Source organism: Terriglobus albidus, assembly GCF_025685425.1.
In the GTDB taxonomy this organism is placed as follows: Bacteria; Acidobacteriota; Terriglobia; order Terriglobales; family Acidobacteriaceae; genus Terriglobus; species Terriglobus albidus.
Map to the genome: position 1 here is coordinate 140542 of NZ_JAGTAS010000054.1, position 18473 is coordinate 159014.

General features: G+C 57.7%; 13 protein-coding genes. 9 read left to right on the plus strand and 4 right to left on the minus strand.

Going from position 1 to position 18473, the window contains the following annotated elements; all coding sequences use genetic code 11:
- The first annotated feature begins 79 nt into the window (after positions 1-79).
- Together OHL21_RS13590 and OHL21_RS13595 are read left to right on the plus strand one after the other, a co-directional pair.
- On the plus strand, positions 80-829 hold the full coding sequence (locus OHL21_RS13590; protein ID WP_263417823.1) for an SDR family NAD(P)-dependent oxidoreductase: 750 nt from the start codon (positions 80-82) through the stop codon (positions 827-829).
- 18 nt (positions 830-847) lie between these two features.
- On the plus strand, positions 848-1252 hold the full coding sequence (locus OHL21_RS13595; protein ID WP_263417824.1) for an OsmC family protein: 405 nt from the start codon (positions 848-850) through the stop codon (positions 1250-1252).
- A gap of 527 nt (positions 1253-1779) precedes the next feature.
- Here the strand turns inward: OHL21_RS13595 and OHL21_RS13600 are convergent.
- Positions 1780-3231 (minus strand): sialate O-acetylesterase, encoded by a 1452-nt coding sequence (locus OHL21_RS13600; protein ID WP_263417825.1) that lies wholly within the window; start codon positions 3229-3231, stop codon positions 1780-1782.
- A gap of 278 nt (positions 3232-3509) precedes the next feature.
- On the opposite strand from OHL21_RS13600, the gene OHL21_RS13605 reads away from it, so the two are divergent.
- From OHL21_RS13605 to OHL21_RS13625, 5 genes are all read left to right on the plus strand, one after another.
- Positions 3510-4946 carry an alpha-L-fucosidase gene (locus OHL21_RS13605; protein ID WP_263417826.1) on the plus strand — a complete coding sequence of 479 codons (1437 nt, stop codon included), beginning with the start codon at positions 3510-3512 and terminating at the stop codon, positions 4944-4946.
- Between the two features lie 492 nt (positions 4947-5438).
- A complete protein-coding gene (locus OHL21_RS13610; RefSeq protein ID WP_263417827.1) occupies positions 5439-6641 on the plus strand; it encodes a GGDEF domain-containing protein in 1203 nt (400 codons plus the stop codon).
- Between the two features lie 577 nt (positions 6642-7218).
- On the plus strand, positions 7219-7920 hold the full coding sequence (locus OHL21_RS13615) for a sigma-70 family RNA polymerase sigma factor (RefSeq protein ID WP_263417828.1): 702 nt from the start codon (positions 7219-7221) through the stop codon (positions 7918-7920).
- Between the two features lie 71 nt (positions 7921-7991).
- Positions 7992-8438 carry an MbcA/ParS/Xre antitoxin family protein gene (locus tag OHL21_RS13620; RefSeq protein WP_263417829.1) on the plus strand — a complete coding sequence of 149 codons (447 nt, stop codon included), beginning with the start codon at positions 7992-7994 and terminating at the stop codon, positions 8436-8438.
- On the plus strand, positions 8435-9163 hold the full coding sequence (locus OHL21_RS13625; RefSeq protein ID WP_263417830.1) for an RES family NAD+ phosphorylase: 729 nt from the start codon (positions 8435-8437) through the stop codon (positions 9161-9163). Before OHL21_RS13620 ends, OHL21_RS13625 begins: the two co-directional genes overlap by 4 nt.
- A gap of 350 nt (positions 9164-9513) precedes the next feature.
- Here OHL21_RS13625 and aqpZ read toward each other — a convergent pair whose 3' ends face one another.
- Both aqpZ and OHL21_RS13635 read right to left on the minus strand, forming a co-directional pair.
- Entirely contained in the window at positions 9514-10275 is a 762-nt protein-coding gene (gene aqpZ, locus OHL21_RS13630; protein ID WP_263417831.1) for an aquaporin Z, read from the minus strand.
- 259 nt (positions 10276-10534) lie between these two features.
- Positions 10535-13936, minus strand: a complete 3402-nt coding sequence (locus OHL21_RS13635; protein WP_263417832.1) for a voltage-gated chloride channel family protein — start codon at positions 13934-13936, stop codon at positions 10535-10537.
- Between the two features lie 294 nt (positions 13937-14230).
- Between OHL21_RS13635 and OHL21_RS13640 the strand changes: the two genes are divergently transcribed.
- Together OHL21_RS13640 and OHL21_RS13645 are read left to right on the plus strand one after the other, a co-directional pair.
- A complete protein-coding gene (locus OHL21_RS13640) occupies positions 14231-16129 on the plus strand; it encodes a phospholipase D-like domain-containing protein (protein WP_263417833.1) in 1899 nt (632 codons plus the stop codon).
- Positions 16130-16153: 24 nt separating this feature from the next.
- A complete protein-coding gene (locus OHL21_RS13645) occupies positions 16154-16348 on the plus strand; it encodes a hypothetical protein (protein ID WP_263417834.1) in 195 nt (64 codons plus the stop codon).
- A 253-nt stretch (positions 16349-16601) separates the two neighbouring features.
- On the opposite strand, the gene eat is transcribed toward OHL21_RS13645, so the two are convergent.
- On the minus strand, positions 16602-17978 hold the full coding sequence (gene eat / locus OHL21_RS13650) for an ethanolamine permease (protein WP_263417835.1): 1377 nt from the start codon (positions 17976-17978) through the stop codon (positions 16602-16604).
- Positions 17979-18473: the final 495 nt, after the last annotated feature.

The following is an 18473-nucleotide window of genomic DNA, read 5'->3' on the forward strand; positions in this document are numbered from 1 at the left end:
GGCGTCAGAATCGTCAAGGAAAGAATCTGTCTTGCTTGCGTTCGCGGTAAGTGGCATTGCACCATGAGGATCGAGATCGATGGAGTACAACTTGACTGGGAAGCCACTGCAAGGAAGAACGGCACTAATCACTGGAGGGTCGCGCGGGATTGGCCGGGCCATTGGCCTGCGACTTGCGGAGGCAGGATGCGCTGTGGCGATTAACTACCTGCACGCAAAGGACGAAGCCGAGGAGGCAGTAAGCCTGATTACGGAACAGGGCGGAAGCGCCGTTGCCGTGCGGGCCGACGTCTCGCGGGAAGGCGAAGTGCAGCACCTGGTCTCGGCCAGCGAGGATGCTTTGGGGCCGATCGATATCCTGGTCAACAACGCGGGCATCCTGCATCGCGTACCTCTCCAGGAGCTGGACCTTGCGGAATGGAATTACACGATCCAGGTAAACCTCACCTCTTCGTTCCTGATGTCTCAGATGGTGCTTGGAGGTATGAGGAAGCGCAAGTGGGGACGCCTGATCTTCCTGTCGTCGATTGCGGCGCAGACCGGTGGCGTGGTCGGCCCGCACTATGCCGCCAGCAAAGCCGGCATGCTAGGACTGATGCACAGCTATGCCAGCCTGCTGGTGAAAGAAGGCATTACCTCGAATGCCATTGCGCCGGCTCTGATCGATACCGACATGATCCGCAAAGGGACCGCCGTCCAGCCGGACCTGATTCCTATGGGCCGCTTCGGCACCTCAGACGAGATTGCGCAGGCGGCCCTCTTCCTCGCCACCACCGAGTACATCACCGGCCAGACCATTAACCTCAACGGCGGCTGGTATCCCAGCTAGGTATTGCTACCATGGCCTATGAGCGAGACGGTAGTTCACTATCAGGGCGGCCTGCGCTGCCGGGCAGAACACGCGGAGTCCGGCACCGTCGTCATCACCGATGCGCCGAAGGACAACCACGGCAAGGGTGAGAGCTTCTCTCCCAGCGAGATGCTGGCCGTCTCCCTGGGAAGCTGTATTTTGAGCATCATGGCCATCGCCGCCCAGTCAATGGATCTCGATATTGCGGGCGCCACAGCCACAGTCGAAAAGGAGATGGCGAACGCTCCCCGGCGATTCTCGAGACTCGCCGTAACCGTGCATGTCCCCTATGCCCTCAACGAGGAGCAGGTCAGAAGGCTGGAGCGCGCCGCGCACGCCTGCCCGGTACACAACATCCTGAAACCTGAGATCGATGCCAGGATTACCTTCCGCTGGGGATAGCCTGCCCCCGGAAACCGACGTAACTGAAGCTTTTCATTGAGATAAGTCTCCACTGGCGTGAACTGGCAATCTGGCCGGAAGAAGACCATGGAATTTCTGATCGAGATGGAGTACTATCTCTGGTCTAAGAAAGTCTGTTTGCTTTCACGGGACTAAAGGTCACTGCGTCCCCAACCCAAGTAATCCATGATGGAAAGACGGGTGCAGCCATGATTCAACCATCGCTTTCTGCCGATAACCGTGTTTCTCCGGAGACGACGGCCTTCCTCAAAGAGCCACCTTCTCAAGAGCCGCCAGTCCCGTGCCGTTTCGGGCCTCGGAGAGTCCCTGTCGAGGAGTATGTGTTCTGGCATAGGCATCGCCTGGAAACGGTTCCGCCGCCCGACAAACGGGCAGCGTAAACGAGGTTCCGCATCGTAAGACTTCCCTTGTCGCTTTAGCGAATTTTCCCTGTTGCTGGGTATTCCGGAAGGGGCGTGAAGCGGCGTTTTCATTGCAGAAACGCCCATAGATACGGAAGTCCCGCTTTAGCGCGTCCGGAACGGTGATGCAGGCAGGCCTGCGCCGTTATAGAGACTGCATCTTGGGTTATCCAGCCAAGCATAACGCGCCTGCACCGGATGTGGGACATCAGAGGAACGAAGGATTAGCGTACCGTTCTCGATCGATGCCGTTGCCGCGTGAAAGACCTTGTCTGCGCCTGCAAGCTCAAAGGAAGATGCGTTTGCATCCTTGAGCAGGAGTCCCTCTCCGTGCTCGAACCATATCCTCACCTGATCGCCGGCAATGATGGAGTTACGATAGATCGGCCCTGAGGGCTCGATCTCCTCGCCATAAGCGACCTTGCGGGCTGCGCGCGACAGCCGATCCGCAACATCCTGCTTGTTGCGCGGATGAACATTGGCCGCCTCGCCGATATCGGCGGTCACGGCCATCCCCGTGTTCTTCAGCGTCAGTGTCTGCATCTGCGCCTCGCGGATCTCAGCCCACTTATTCGTCGGCGACGATGCCTTGACGTTCGCGATCTGCACAAAGAGAAATGGAAAATCCCCCTGTTTCCACTGCGCTCGCCAGTCTTCGATCATCGCCCGGAAGAGGGGAGCGTAATAAGCGTAGTTCCACTCCGCGGTATTTGCTTCGCCCTGATACCAGAGGACGCCTTTGATCGGAAGCGGCGTCAGTGGAGCGATCATGGCGTTGAAGAGGTAGGCAGGATGCCAGGCATTGAGGTCGCGCGGAGCGGGCACCGGCTTCTGCCCTGCCGCCGCATTCTTTTGCGATTGCGTAAACCGGAGCTCCTCCTCGGTGCGGCCATCCAGAATCCTCGCCCAGGCGGCAAAGACAGGCGCCAATTCCGGAGTAGCAGTAAGCGCACGCATGCTGGTCCAGGCCTCGGCGGGGGTTCCTCCCCAGGACGATTCGATGATCCCCACCGGCACATGTTGGCTGTCTTCAATCCTGCGGGCGAAGAGATACGCCACTGCCGAGAAGTTCAGGAGATTGTTCGCATCCGCCTTCGCCCAGGAGGCGCCCGCCTTCAGATTCGCAAGTGGAAACTCCGAATAGGCATGACCGACGTTGACGATGCGAATGTCGTACTCACCCGCCTTCCTGAGCTCAGCCTCTGCATTCGCTACGGTCTTCATGCCGAACTCCATGTTCGACTGGCCGGAGGCCACCCAGATATCGCCGATCATCACGTCCTGAAGACGAACCTCATTCCTGCCGCGCACCACGACTTCAAAAGGACCGCCGGCTTGTCGGGAGGGAAGATAGACGCTCCATCGCCCCAGGTCGTCCGCTACCGCGTCGGCGGAGGCATCCTGCAGTTGCGCATGGATCTGCTCGCCCGGGTCGGCCATTCCCCAGAGATGAATCGGAAGGTCACGCTGCAGCACCATGTGGTCGCTGAAGAGACGGGCAAGCTCGACCTCGGCGGGGCATTGCGGAACAACGGCACAGGCAGCCAAAACGGCCATCCCGGCGAACAGGGTTTTCTTTTTCGCGGAGGGAAAATACCTACGCGCTGCAGGTCTCATGAGCGTCGTCCCCTTGTGAGATCTTCGGCAAATTAATCGGTTAACTAAAGTCATGTCAAGATGTATTACCTATAAAACACAGTTTTTGCATATACACGAACTCCTCGACAAAACCCGGGTGAATCCCCTAATGTTGTTCCGTCTAGCGGAGGCCATATTTCCTGTTGCGAACGGTCGCCGGCATTCCACAACAAGGCTCAACCATGAGGATGATACCTATGAACTCTTTTGTCCTGCGCCTGGCGCTTGGCGCGTGTGTTCTCTCTTCCGTATCCGCATACGGCCAACTGGAAGGGCACACGATCGAATCGTCCGCCACTCCCCATTCCGTACCTGCCATCCAGGACAAGGAGACTCCGGCACAACATGATGCCCGCATGGCGTGGTGGCGTGAAGCAAGGTTCGGCATGTTCATCCATTGGGGACTGTATGCCGTTCCCGCGGGTGAGTGGCATGGTCAGCGCACCACTCACATTGGGGAATGGATCATGAACGATCTCTCCATCCCGGTCGCTGACTATAAACAGTTCGCGACCAACTTCAATCCCACCGGCTTCTCCGCCCATGACATCGTCGCACTGGCCAAGGATGCGGGCATGAAGTACATCGTGATTACCTCGAAGCATCACGATGGATTTGCGATGTTCGACTCCAAAACCGACCCATTCAACATCGTCGCCGCTACTCCGTTCAAGAAGGACCCTCTTCGCGAGCTCGCCGAAGAGTGCCATAAGGCAGGCATCCACCTCGGCTTCTACTATTCGCAGGCGCAGGACTGGACCGCTCCCGGTGGCGCGGCGGCGGTTCGCGGAAACCATAACAAGGAGACCGGTCACTGGGATGCGGCGCAGGATGGCAGCTTTGACGACTACCTGAAGAACAAGGCGATCCCTCAGATCAAAGAGCTGCTCTCGAACTACAAGACCGCTCCCGACATCATCTGGTTTGATACGCCGACCAGCAAGATGACCCCGGAGCGCGCTGCTGAAGTCGTAAAAGTACTGAACCAGTATCCCAAGCTGATCTGGAACAACCGCCTGGGCGGTGGATACAAGGGCGACACCGAGACTCCGGAGCAGTACATCCCGGCACAGGGGTATCCCGGCCGTGACTGGGAGTCGTGCATGACCATCAACGACACCTGGGGCTACAAGTCGTTCGATACTAACTTCAAGTCGACCGAGACGCTGTTGCACAACCTGATCGATATCACCAGCAAGGGTGGCAACTACCTGCTGAACATTGGACCGGATGCCCAGGGCAAGGTTCCTGAGCCCGAGGTCGAGCGCCTGCATGCCATGGGCAAGTGGCTGGCCGTCAATGGCGAGGCGATCTATGGAGCTAAGGCGACGCTTTTCGGACCGGAGGCAGGATCGTTTGCTCCGGCGGAAGGCAATGCCAAGCCGAAGTTTGTTCCCGCGTGGGAGTGGCGCTCGACCACCAAGGCCAACCGCATCTACATCCATCTCTTCGCCTGGCCCAAGGGCAGCTTCCACGTAGAAAAGGTTCCGCGTACGGTCACCAAGGCATACCTGTTGGCAGACCCGGGCCACAAGGCGCTGAAGTTTACGCAGAAAGAGGGAGTGCTCGATGTCTCCCTGCCGGAGAAGGCGCTTGATCCTATTGCGACGGTGCTGGTTCTGGAATCGAAGTAAGCAGTACGATGGCGCCGGAGGACCACTCCGGCACCATTTCGTCGAAGGGCCGAAAGCCTTCTACTTTTATGCCTTATCAGGGAGCTCGCTGTTCCCACCACGTGAGAACCGATAAACCAACTGCCCTAAGCCCCACAGAAAAATACCAAAGATCTCAATCCAAAACCAATGACCGAAACGCCTCGTGTCAGGAAACAGATCATGCCGAAACAAGAACGCAACCATAACGATCAGAGATCCTATTGCCGATAATCGTTTCCACCCCGTCCTTTCGGCAAATGATCTCCGCAGCAAGGCCGCTCCTGTTCGTAAACATTACGATGCGTTCTTAAAGGACGTTCACAAATAGTGGGTTTGTGGCTTCTGAACAGTTATTTCCCCTATCTTACTCAGGTTTGATCTTATTTTGCCGATGCAAATCAAGCGGGTACTGCTATGCCCAGCGACCAGTCTCGACGACTCAACAAACCGATTCAGGAACAGATCGACTACTTGCGGTCGCACAGACTCGCGCGCATGCGCTTTGTTCCGGAACTGGAAACACGGTTCGAGAAGAATGTCTCTCAGATGCGCTCCCGCCGTCTGTCGTATGCCATGCTTCTGATGGCGCTGCTCAATGCATTTCTGTTTCTGGATGACCTTCGGTCCATCCCCAGCCGCATTCGTACCTCCGGCTATCTTCGTCTGCTTCTCTTCCCGCTTCTTGCAGCGGCGGCTTCCTTGTTTCTGCGGCTCAATCCGCGCCGCCTCGTCCGCGGCATCACCGTGATTGCAGTAGCGGGTGTAGCGGCAGGGAGCTTCTTTTATCTCTATTCCGGTCCGGGAGAGACGCTGCTCGCCCACATGCAGGCAAGTCTGATGTTGCTGCTGCTCATCACCAATATCGTGATGCGCCTGCGCTGGAGCTATGCCCTGTTCTGTTCCGTGGCATACATCGTCACTTCCATCGTATTTCTTCGTATCAACTGGACCGCATCGTTCTTTGGAACCCTGGGGCTGGGCAGTATCTCCGCCTGTTGCGCCGGCATGATGTTGCTTGCCAACTACAGCCTGGAACGGGATGAACGCCTTTCCTATCTTCTTCAGCAGAGTAATGACCTGAAGAACACCGAGCTCAACCAACTGAATCTTGAGCTGGGACAATTGAATCGCGAGTTGGAGGTGCTGTCGCATCTGGACAGCCTGACGCAACTGGCCAACCGTGCGGCCTTTGACCGCCGCCTGCCAGAGCTGTGGCAGAGCTCGGCAGAGTCCGGACAACCACTATCGGCGGTGATGATCGACATCGATCATTTCAAACTGGTGAATGACACCCAGGGACACCTCTACGGCGATGCGGTGATTCGCCGCGTCGCCGCACTGGTGCAGCAGTCCATGCGTGGCCACGGCGACTTCGCCGCGCGTTACGGCGGCGAAGAGTTTGTGCTCCTGCTGCCCGGCGCCGATCTGATGACGGCGCTCTCTGTTGCGGAACGTGCCCGCATGATGGTGCACACCGCCGGAGCACCCGCCCCGAAACAGCCTGTCGCCCGGCCCGAGATCGGTTTGTGGACAACCGTGAGCTGTGGCGTGGCCACGGCTCTCCGGATGCCGGACACTGATTTCGTTCGCCTGCTGCACGCGGCCGATACTGCTCTATACCGCGCCAAAGCGGAAGGCCGGAATCGTGTATGCGCGGCAGCTTTGTTGGTCTAAATCAGGCTCAGAAGCAGAACTATTCGACCGCGCTTTCATCTCCAACTCTCTACGGTTTCCATCGGCCTTTTCCGAGCGAAAACAAAAGATAGTCGGTCGCAGCATCTGCCAAATCAGAGAATTGTCTGGTGCATTGGTATCCCTTCCCCAAGGAGTACCAGCCGACAGTGAAGCCGTCATTGTTCTCCGTTATGAATGAGGACGGACTAAACCGTTTGTCGCAAGACTCAAGGAGCAGATCGTTGGCGACTTCGGGGTGCAGACGGAAGTAAGCTGCAATGCCGGCCGGGGGGAGAGCAGAAATTGCTAAGGCTGACTCAAGCCGAATGTTCCTGGTGTGGAAATCGTTCGGATATGATTCGTCCCTCCACTCTTCACGTTGATCCGACATGGCATAATTGTCGCTCCGAACGAAGTCGAGAAATACAGCTTTTATCCAACGGGGCACTCTCCTATCCCCTGAAGTAGGGCGGGACACCTCCCCCGAAAGTAGCTGTGACACTGCTTTCCTCTCTGCCATCCTCAAAGCATCGGGACTGATACGGACCTGCAAGAACGATCCCCCTGGAGGATTTCCGTGACCACATCGACGTTGGCCCCTTTACAGCACAAAACCACTGCTCAGCAGAGAGCGACCCCGAAACTGCCGCAGGCTTCTTCCTCGCAGAGAACGATCGCGCAGCAGACAACCATCGACTCGGAAGAGCTCGTCGAGCTAAGCCGCAACGGAGATCTCTCGGCCTGGAGCGAGCTGATGAAGCGGCACAAAGGGATGGCATACAAAGCGGCAGTACGTATCCTGAAGAACTCTGAGGATGCTGAAGACGCCGTGCAGGACGCCATGCTCCGGGCCTTTCGCAAGCTTTCCACCTTCCGTGGTGAAGCCAGCTTCGCGACCTGGATCACACGCATCTCGATCAACTCCGCTCTGATGCAGCTCAGGAAAAAGAGACGCCACCCCACCCTCGCCCTGGAGGACCTGCTTGGCAATGAATCCAACCAACCGGTCCTGCACCTGGTAGCCAACTGCCCGACACCGGAAGAACATTATTTCGATCGGGAGGCGCGGAAGCGACTGCACAAAGCGATCGGCCAGCTCCCCATGATCCTCCAGGGCGTCGCCAAGGACAGAATTGTGAAGGAGCTTCCGGTCGAAGAACTGGCCGTCAAGCATGGCCTGTCGAACGCCGCCGCAAAGTCCCGCCTGATGCGCGCCCGCCGCATGATTGCTCATCGCCTGGCGCCAGTGGCCAGAGTCGAGCCTCAGGTCTATTGCTAAGCATGCTGAGAAAGGTGCCTTGCTTTTAAGCTCGAATTCGAGAATAATTTTCCTCGAAAGCGAGATAAAGTATGGCAACCGCCACAGCACTCGTTCTTCCCAGAATCGCGGGCTATGATTTTGACTCCGGCGCCGATCTCGGCAATCCATCTGAGCGTGCGGAGCTCTCCTCCGCGGCGATCAAGGCTTTTCTCAATCTCCGCAAAAAGTGGGATCTGAACGAGGAACAGTCGCGCGCTCTGCTGGGTGGAGTTGCCTCTTCCACCTTCCATGCCTGGAAGACCAACCCCAGGCGGACGCTCGACCAGGACACGCTCACCCGTATCTCGCTGTTGATTGGCATCTACAAAGCGCTCCACATCTACTTCGGCAAGCCGTGGGCAGATCGCTGGATCACGCTTGAAAATCGCGGATCGCTCTTCTCCGGCCGGACCCCGCTGGCCTATATGATCCAGCGCGGCATGCCCGGCATGCTGGACGTCCGTCGCATGCTCGACGCCTGGCGAGGCGGGCAGTGACCCCACCCCTCCGGCGGATCAACCAGAACGGCATGCATCGCTTGATCCCCTCCCGCTATAGCGACAGCGGCACCGTGCTCGGCGATCTTGCGGACGACGACGCGATGCTCGAAAAGCTCATCCGGCTCGACGGCGCCACGAATGATCGCATTCAGGGCGAACAATCCGGTCTTATCGGCATCAGCACCTATGAGCTCGTCTACGGCATCCCAAATGCCCATATCATCCGCGCCGCCTACCTTCATCCAAGTCCGACAGGATCGAGGTTTAACGACTCGACCCGCGGAGCCTGGTATGCCGCGGATAAGGTCGAAACCTCACTGGACGAGGTGGGCCATCACAAGGCGAAACGTCTGGCGGAGATCGTAGTTCCGGAGTCAGCCGATGGTGTGCCGCCCTATGAATCGTCCACCTATGACGATTGGCTCGCGGACTTTCACGCCGACTTTCACGCACTGGAGCCTGCGGCCGACCATAAGGATTGCCTCGCCGCTGAGCCTGTTCCAGAGTGCTATGCGGAATCACAGAAACTCGCAGTGCGACTTCTGAAGATGCAATCAAACGGTATTTATTACCCAAGCGTCAGACGCAAAGGTGGACGATGCCTGGCATGTTTCCGGCCGGCGCTTGTGTACCAGCCGCGACGGGATAAGCGCTATGAGATCTCGTTCCGCTGGGAGCGCCGGCGATATAAACGCGAAGTCCACGAAGTACCCATTGAATAGAGGCCTGAGTCGTTTCGACAAATTAGGTTGATCTGCACAGCCCAGAACATGGCTGACCCGGGTGGGAGACGCGGGGTTCAGCCCGCGTTTGTTGGCTCCCACCCCATTCGAGCTTTGCTCGAATGGTTCACCCCAGCGAACCAAAGGCCAAAACTAGACAGCCGCTACAACAGTCCTTCGCAGTCCATCACACCGTACGTGATGGACTGCGGATGGCCCGCTACTGCTCCACCGGCTCGAAAGCATTTCCCCTGTTGCTGGGTATCCCGGAAGGAGCGTGCAGCGGCGTTTTCATTGCGGAAAACGCCCATAGATGCGATGCGCTGGACTACACCTACAGGGAAAATGCTCTAGTCGCCAGCCTGGCTGAGACTGGCTGGAGCTGCCGATACGTCCAGTTCAATCTCTTCGTCCGGCAGAGCGAAAAAGGTCCGCGAGATCGCTCCGCCCAGAATCGCTCCGACGATAGGAGCCACCCAGAAGAGCCATAACTGACCGAGAGCCCAGCCTCCGACAAAGATCGCCGGGCCGGTGCTGCGCACGGGATTGACTGAGGTGTTGGTCACCGGAATGCTGATCAGATGGATCAGCGTCAGGCAGAGACCAATGGCGATCGGTGCAAGGCCCTTCGGCGCGCGTTCATCGGTAGAGCCCAGAATCACCAGCAGGAAGAAGGCCGTAAGCACCACTTCTGCAATCAGGCAGGCCAGCAGCGAGTAACCGCCCGGAGAGTGATCAGCATAACCATTCGACGCGAAGCCGCCAGCTAGGCTGAATCCCGGCTTGCCGCTGGCGATTAAGTAGAGCGTGCCCGAGGCAGCAATGGCGCCGAAAACCTGCGCGATGACATAGGCCGGAAGCTCGGAGATCTTGAAGCGGCCGCCAACAACCAATCCCACCGAAACCGCGGGATTAAGGTGACAGCCGGAGATATGACCGATGGCGAAGGCCATAGTGAGGACGGTTAATCCGAAGGCAAGAGCTACGCCAACGAAGCCAATGCCGAGAGACGGGAAAGCCGCAGCCAATACAGCGCTGCCGCACCCTCCGAAAACCAGCCAGAACGTTCCAAAAAACTCAGCAAGAGCTCGCTTGGTCAGGGGCACACCCATGAATCCCTCCACAGTACGGCAGCATGAGATCTACGGCGGGATCATCCTACCACGCGAGAAAAAACAGGAGATTTTTATTTGGTTGCTTCCTGGATGGGAGCAGCGGGCGTGACCCTAAATTCTCTTACTTCCGCTCCCTCCACGGCGTTCGGCGAATGGCGCGAATGTCTTGCTTAAGGGGACGGCTTGAAGCCGTGCCCTTAAGCAAGACAAAAGCTAAAACAAACAAATCGCAGAATCGAGATTTAGCGAAGTACTCCTACTGCACATGCTCTTTCACCCAATCCTGAATCTCCTTTTTCAGAATGATGTGTTCGCCCAGCCGGCGATAGCTTTCAAACTGCGACTCGCTAAAGAACTGATCGAGAGTCGTATCAAAGGGAAAGGCCGGATGCACACGGTGGTAGTTCAGGATGTCCGCCGGCTCATCACCCGTGAGAGTGCTCTTCAGATAGAGCAGCTTTCCGGAGGGCTCGCCCCTCTTGTCTTCGGGATAGTAGATATCTGCCTCCAACGCGTGAAACAGATTGCCTGGAAAATGTTTGAACTTGAGCAGACCTTCCGCCCCCGAAGGCTGGTGCTGGTCCGGAGGTGAGGGGGCGGTAGCATCGACAGTAGGCTCGACGATCTCAACCTGCAGCGGTTTACTCTCGTTTGGTTTTGCCGGCGCTTTATCGGCGGCTGCGCGTTCTCCTTCGGGCGCCGGATAATCCACCGTATTGGTGATGCGGATCTCGATGCCGAAGTCCAGGCGTACCTTGCGAATCGCCATGCCAATACCTTCAAACCGTAGTGCACCATCCGCCTCTGCATCGCAGACAATCACGGTCCGGCAGCGCCGGCGCAGCAACTCATAAAGCCCCATGTTCTCGAAGTGGCCACCGTCGGAGAGATACACATATCCTGCGGTATCGTTCGTCACTCCCCAAAGCTCTTTGACCAGTTGCGCCAGTCCATTACGCGGATAATCGGGAATTCCAGAGCGGCGCGGGTTCCTGATCCACCAGCCCAGGCGAACGTTGAAGACCGTCATCAGGAAGGCCATCGCTTTGCTGGAATGGAAGCCCATGTTGGGCGAAGCCGCTGCTCCGGAGATAGCGACGGCGCTTGCAACCGTAATGCCCTTGCCCCATTTGATGTGAGCGATGGTGGGGACAAAGCCGTTATATTGCAGCTTCTCGTCAGTACCGTCAGTCCAACCGGTCGAGTATCCGGAGTAGAGCGGCGTGATCGCAAAGCTGGCCGCCTTCCGCTCTTGATACGCCAGGTCGCGCCCGGTGGTGAGATTGAGGGCGGTACAGAAGATGGGGAATGGCCCCTGATAGGAGCCGGGCTGATTGTTGAGATCTACCCAGGAAGAAGGCACCAGATCTCTGACCCGCAGCCGGCCGTCTTCGACATCGAAACCCGTAAATCGATTCGGAACGCGGTTTGGGTTCGACGCTCCGGCATAGCAGCGCGCCAGGCGGTCACGGTAGAACGCGTTCATCGAGAACTCATTGATGTCGATGCGGCTGCTGAAGAAGAATGCTGTCGCCACCATCGCCAGAAGCAGCCATGCCCACCGGGAGGTCACCTCCATCACCACCTTTTGATCGCCACCTTCAAGTAACCAACTGATCAGCGTGGCCAACAGAATGAACAGGCCGGCAATGAAGATAGGCGGGGCGATTTTGACGACCAGCTCAGCGGGATTCCAGCTACCGCCCTGACCTGGAGCATCAGGATCGTCATTGGGCTTACCGCTCGTCAAACGGCTCTTGCCCAGCAGAACGCCCGAGATTGTACTGACAACCCATGTGCTCCAGACTGCATACTTCACAATCACCTGCTGTGCAATCAGTTCCGATACATAGCGTCCGAGCAACGAAACGCCAAACAAGGCGAACCATACCACGCCATATTGCACCGAGACGGCGCGCAGCCGTGCGACCCACTCCCGCTGCGCGCTGCCGAAGAGCGTGCCCATCAGACCGGTGCAGAGCTCCAGCGAGATGAAAGGAACCGCCAACAGCAACGAAGGAAGAACGGCGATGCCCAGCGAGGCAATCAGTTTCTGATGCACGAGGAAGGTTCCCACAAAGAACAGATACCCAATGCCGTAAAGCAGCACGATGCAGAAGATACCGCCAAAGAGTGGAAACAGAAGGGAGAGGGCCTTCCACCGAGCCGTGGCCGATTCCTTGTGCGCAGTCCAGATAGCTAAGCAGAAGAGGATGCACAACACCGGAAAGACGTCGTAGAGCCAGATCAAAGGAGACTCGTCCATCCGCGATGCCTCCGGCGTAATGAGGTGGCGATCCACGTACGCCTGATGGGTCGCCTCACACGGAATCCATTTAGCCTTGAGCACCGCTGGGACACTGCACTTGGGTTTGTAGTCAGACCAGGCGCGGGCAAGGCGCAGATCATTCTGTGATGGAGCAGGTTTGCAGCTATCCCCGCGGTCTTTACAGATGGTCCACTCGGCCTTGGTCGTATCGGAGTTCGTCTGGACGATCACCCGGTCTGAGGGCGACTGCGGTCTCGGCCACTGCGCATAAGCGCGATTGGCCCGCCTGCTGAACTGTGATCCGCCTGGCACCGAAAGCTTGTACACCACGGGTGCAACACAGACTGCGAGCAACAGCCAGCTAGTCACAATCGCATGCACGTGCCATGGGTGCGTGCGGTCACCGCAACAAGCCTTCCGCGTCTTCTTATCGGCCTCTGTAACGGCATCGCAGAACCGCGGGAAGGCATACCAGAGCACTCCGGCCGCCCAAAGTGCGGCGCCCGCAAGAAGCGCAAAGATCAGCACACGGACCGTGAGGCTGCCTACACTGCCGACACCAAGGTTGCGCACCACCCACTCCGTCACTGCGACATGGGGCAAGAGCAGAAGCACCATGATGGCGGAGATCAGAATCACGAGGTTGAGCAGCATGTTGCGAACCCAAACGGTAAAGATGGTCCACACATCGGCTCCGAAGAGACTGACGGAAGGCGATAGATAGTTCGAGTAACGGCGCAGCCAGCGGATAGGCTCCGGCGGAATCACGCGTCCGGAGCCCACGGCAGGAATGGGAACCATCTTCTGCTGCACACTTCCGAGTCCCTCGCGTTTGATCCACGACGCCAGAAACTGATGAATATAGCCGCCGCCGGAGACGCTGGAGAGGTAGGCAATCTCTCCCAGCTTCTGCAGTTGCGCCAGCCCCTGGAGAACGCCGAGATTGAACGTCGCACTGCGAATGCCTCCGCCCGAGAGACATACCCCGACGTCGCGCACCGTCTTCGCACGTTCGTACACATCGGTCGTCGTGTCCGCTTGATCAATCAGGCGTTTGCCTGGATCCTTTGGATCGAGCCGGGCCTTGAACTCCTGCTCGAGCAGCCATTTTCCGGGCGTGTATTGCGTGAGCAGAGCGATCCTCGATTGCAGATCGGGGTGACACTGGAAGTTGCGGATCAGTGCAGCTTCATCCAGGAACTCCCCGCGAAGGGCGTCTTCCGTGCCGGCATAGGTACCGCTTTCGAGAAGCTGGACGATCTCAGGGCAGCACGGGTGTTTGGCGTCTCCACAACACATCGCAATCGCGGTCTGCGCAAGCCGTTTGCGGTATTGCTGATCGGAATCGAGGGAAGGTGCATTCGGCTGGGAAGAATACGAATCTGACATGATGCTCTCTCTTGGACAAATAAGGACGACGACACAGCTCAAGGCTGCCGGGAATACAAGAGATCAGGGAGAAAGGGGAGGGCCCGTAGCGAAGCTGCCACAACACGGCGGCAACTTATATAGGTCTGTTTTGAACTCCACCCACTATGGCCCACCGGTCCGGCCTCGTCAAGTATTCACATAGCGCATGAAGACGAAGCCGGACGCGATGCTACACTGTCCGCGTTCACGGTATTCATCTGTTTGTAGCGGCCCGCTTGTATAGATGTGTCTGCCTGTCTTGAGGAGGAGTTGATGGCAGTCGTTACCGCAACCAAAGGTTCATTCTCTGTCAAAGCCTATATCGGCGATTCGAAAACTCTGCTGGCCTTTAACTTTGCAAGTGCCGCCGATGCCAAAAATCTGGCCGGTTTCAGCATCTACTGCCAGCCGCCCAGTGGCGCGAAGCCGTATTACCTCTCCAACAACCTGCGCTTCGCACTTCCTGCCAATCACGCGCAGGTTGCCAGTGAGCCCCCTACCTCGACAGCCAACGCTCCCGTCCAGAAGTACCGCTGGGTAGCGTTCCCTGGACTGATGCATGGCGGCACCCAACCTCCGGCGGGCGACTACCTTTATACGGTCACGCCCAGGTTCTTCGATGGCAACGGAACGATGCTTCCCATCGACTCCAGCCGTGCGGCCACGGTTAAGGTGCCCGTCGGCCCCTTCGCCAAAGGTGCGCTGACGATTGGTTTCACACGCGGCTACATGCAATCGCAGGCGTATGCCCACCACTTCGGTACAGCCACACGCATCGAACCCGCAAATCGCGGCCTGCAGTACAACACCTCCGCGCAGGCCGGAACCAATGCGCAGGGCACACCCTGCACCTATAACGACATCTATGCCTGGATGGGAGCCTCGGCCCGCAAGCTGGTCTTTGATCTGTTAAGCGATGTGGAAAATGATGACTCACTCACGCTCGATGTCTTTGCCTACGACCTCGATGAACCGGACATCGTCACCATCTTTCTGAAGCTGGCTGCCCAGGGTAAGGTCCGCATGATTCTGGACGATGCGACTCTGCACATTCAGCACACGGATTCGAAGACGCACAAGACGATCACGCCGCTGGAGGTGCCCTTCGCGCAACAGTTCCAGGCGATGGCCAAGGCGCCGGCGGCTCTGGTGCGCGGATGCTTCGATCGCTACTCGCACGACAAGATCTTCATCCTCTCGAAGAACGGCAGCCCGATTCGGGTGTTAACCGGCTCGACGAACTTCTCGGTCACCGGACTCTACGTCAACGCCAACCACGTGCTGGTCTTTGACGACCCAGGTGTGGCTCAGCATTACTCAGATGTCTTCGAGCAAAGCTGGACGCTGCTGCAGCAGTATCCGAATCAGTCGCAGGCTGCTGCTTCGACCTTTGCCGCCACGCCATTGGCAGAGCAGCCGTTTACTCCCACCGGCCGGCGTGTACCGCAGATGAGCGTCACCTTCTCGCCACATACGCTCGACACCACCCAGAGCCTGCTGAGCGCCATCTCTGACCGCATCACCAGCGAAGCGCAGGCAGACAAAGGAAACGTCATCTTCGCGGTGATGCAATTGACCGGCAGCAACACCCCGGTCTACAACACGCTGGACGCCATCCACAACACAAGCACGCTCTACAGCTACGGCATCTCCGATGCCCCCGAGGGCACGTACCTTTACAAACCGGGTTCTCCGAACGGTGTTCTGGTTACGGGCAGGCCAGGTAAGACAACGCTACCGCCTCCCTTCGACCAGGTGCCGACACCACCGGGACACGAGGTCCACGACAAGTTCGTTGTTTGCGGACTGAACGGAGACGATCCGGTGGTTTACTGCGGATCTTCCAATCTGGCCACAGGAGGCGAGCAGCAGAACGGCGACAACCTGCTGCAGATTCACGACGCCGATGTAGCCACTGCCTTTGCGATCGAGGCGCTGCTGCTGGTGGACCACTATAGCTTCCTCAATCGCTACGCCAATCCCAAGAAGCCGCACGCGGCGATGAAGACGACGATCAAAGCTGCCACGAAGAAAGCTGCAAAGAAGACGTCTAAGAAAGCTACCGTGAAAAAAACTGCGGTAAAGACGACAGCGAAGAAAGTGGCGAAGAAGGCCATCAAGAAAGCTGCAAAGAAAACAACCAGGAATGCTTCGGAGAAGACCCTAAAGTAGGTTGATAACCGGAAGGAGACCCGTATGGCACCGCGCAAACCGAAGACCGCCGCACCAGTATCGACGCCTCAACCCCAACCGCTGCTTGCGGCGCAGCCGCAATCTGCTCAAGCGGCAGCGGCGCAGAAGGGATTATTTCTCTACACCGATGATTCCTGGTCGCAGGACTACTTCAATAAGAACGACCTGCATTTTATTGAGCGGGAGTTGTTTGGGTAGAGCAAGCCGCAGAGCGCGGCTTACCCTACTCAATAGCGGGGACGTTCGCGCATGGAAGACGCAGTTCAGACAATGGTTGCAGGTTGACCGGTTCCGGGAAACGATCACGATCCATAAACATTAAGCCCGCTCTATCGATCCTCCTATAGAGCGGGCCTTCAGCCCTTCTCCTCATTTCTTATCTCAAACCTGGGCCTGCAGCCCAGGCTGGTATAGAGCGCGCCTTCAGCACTTTGAAGTCATAAAGGCCGTATCACCTCTCCTGCATGATGCGGTCGCGGCTCTCGCGCTTCGCTCGGTTCGACCATCCCAGACGCAGGCCGAGGTAGCCCGCAGCTAACAGAGCTGCGAAGAGCATGGCGATCAGGCGGTTGTAGTAGACCAAACTTGCGAGGCAGATGCCTGCTGCGATCAGAGTCCAGATGGGCAGCAGCGGGTAGAGCGGAGCGCGGAAGGGGCGTGCCATCGCAGGCTCGCTCTTTCGCAGGCGGAAGAGGGCGAGCATGCTGACGATGTACATCACCAGCGCTCCCAGCACCGACATGGTGACGATGTTGGCGGTCAGCGGCTGCCCGCCGAACTGGATCCAGTTGTCACTATAGATCGCCGCGATACCAACAACTCCGCCGGCGAGAATAGCGATATGCGGTGTGCGGAAGCGTGGATGGATCTTGCCGAGAAACGCCGGGAGATAGCCGGCTCGGGCCAGGGCGAAGATCTGGCGGGAGTAGCCGAAGACGATACCGTGCAGAGAAGCCACCAGACCGAAGAGCCCGAGCCAGACCAGCATGTGCAACCATCCGCTGCTGCCGCCGACGACGATCTTCATCGCCTGCGGTAGCGGATCATTGATATTGGCCAGCACGGTCCAGTCGCCGACTCCACCGGCGAAGACCATTACGCCTAAGGCAAGGATCAGAAGCGTGACGATGCCGCCGATGTAAGCGATGGGAATGGAGCGTGCCGGTCGCTTTACCTCTTCTGCCGCCATTGCTACACCTTCAATGGCAAGGAAGAACCAGATAGCGAACGGCACTGCGGCAAACATGCCGACGACCGTATGTGGTGTGAGGTGATCGTGACCGGCCCAGCCATGGGCGAGGAAGTTCGTCAGGTGGAAGCCGGGAGCAACCACAGCCATGAAGACCAGCAGCTCTATGATGGCGAGCACCGTCACCATCAGCTCAAAGCTGGCAGCGACGTGGACGCCGAGGATATTGATCGCCATGAAGAGCAGGTAGGCGAGTACAGCGGCGTGCTTGGGAGCGAGGCCGGGGAACTGCACATGAAGATAGGCTCCAATGGCCAGCGCGATGGCAGGCGGAGCGAAGACGAACTCCACCAGCGTGGCTGCAGCGGCGATGTAACCACCGGTGTCTCCGAAGGCGCGTTGTGCATAGGCAAATGGACCGCCGGCGTGTGGGATCGCCGTGGTGAGCTCGGTGAAGCTAAAGATGAAGGCTGCATACATGGTCGCGACCAGGACGGTGACCAGAAGAAAGCCAAGTGTACCGGCGCTGGCCCAGCCGTAGCTCCAGCCGAAGTATTCGCCGGAGATGACGAGGCCGACAGCAATTCCCCAGAGCTGCCAGGTGTTGAGCGTGGCTTTCAGATGCGAGTGATCTTCCAAGGTCGCCTCGTTGCGATGCGTATGATGTTTGAGCTTATCTGATTTGTCATCCCGTAGGTGTGAGTTGATTTCGGTATCTAATTGTTTTGGAAGAGGTTAAATAGCCACATTACGACTGTGCAGATACTGTGCAGGACATTTGTGCAGGTTTGGCTAATTTTTTAGTCCAAGAGCGATGTGGCGATGTGTATGTGCAACCGTAGAGCGAGGGCTGGAGAGCCGCATTCCAATGAAGCGAGCCTTCATTTCTTCGCCAACTGTTCCAGTGAGTCGCATTTGTCATTAGAAGGTAGCAGCGCATCGCCCAGCGATGCATCGGCTTTCTTACCTTCTCAACAGCAGTGGATCTGATTGATGACTGCCATAGCTGATTTTGCGACTGAGAATAAGCTTGTGCGATAGCCATGGGACTAGGGCCAACCACTTTTCCGTAGATGCGGCAACATGAACGGCGGGGGCGGAGATTCGTCCCGTGGGAATACCCGCGGAAGTTCC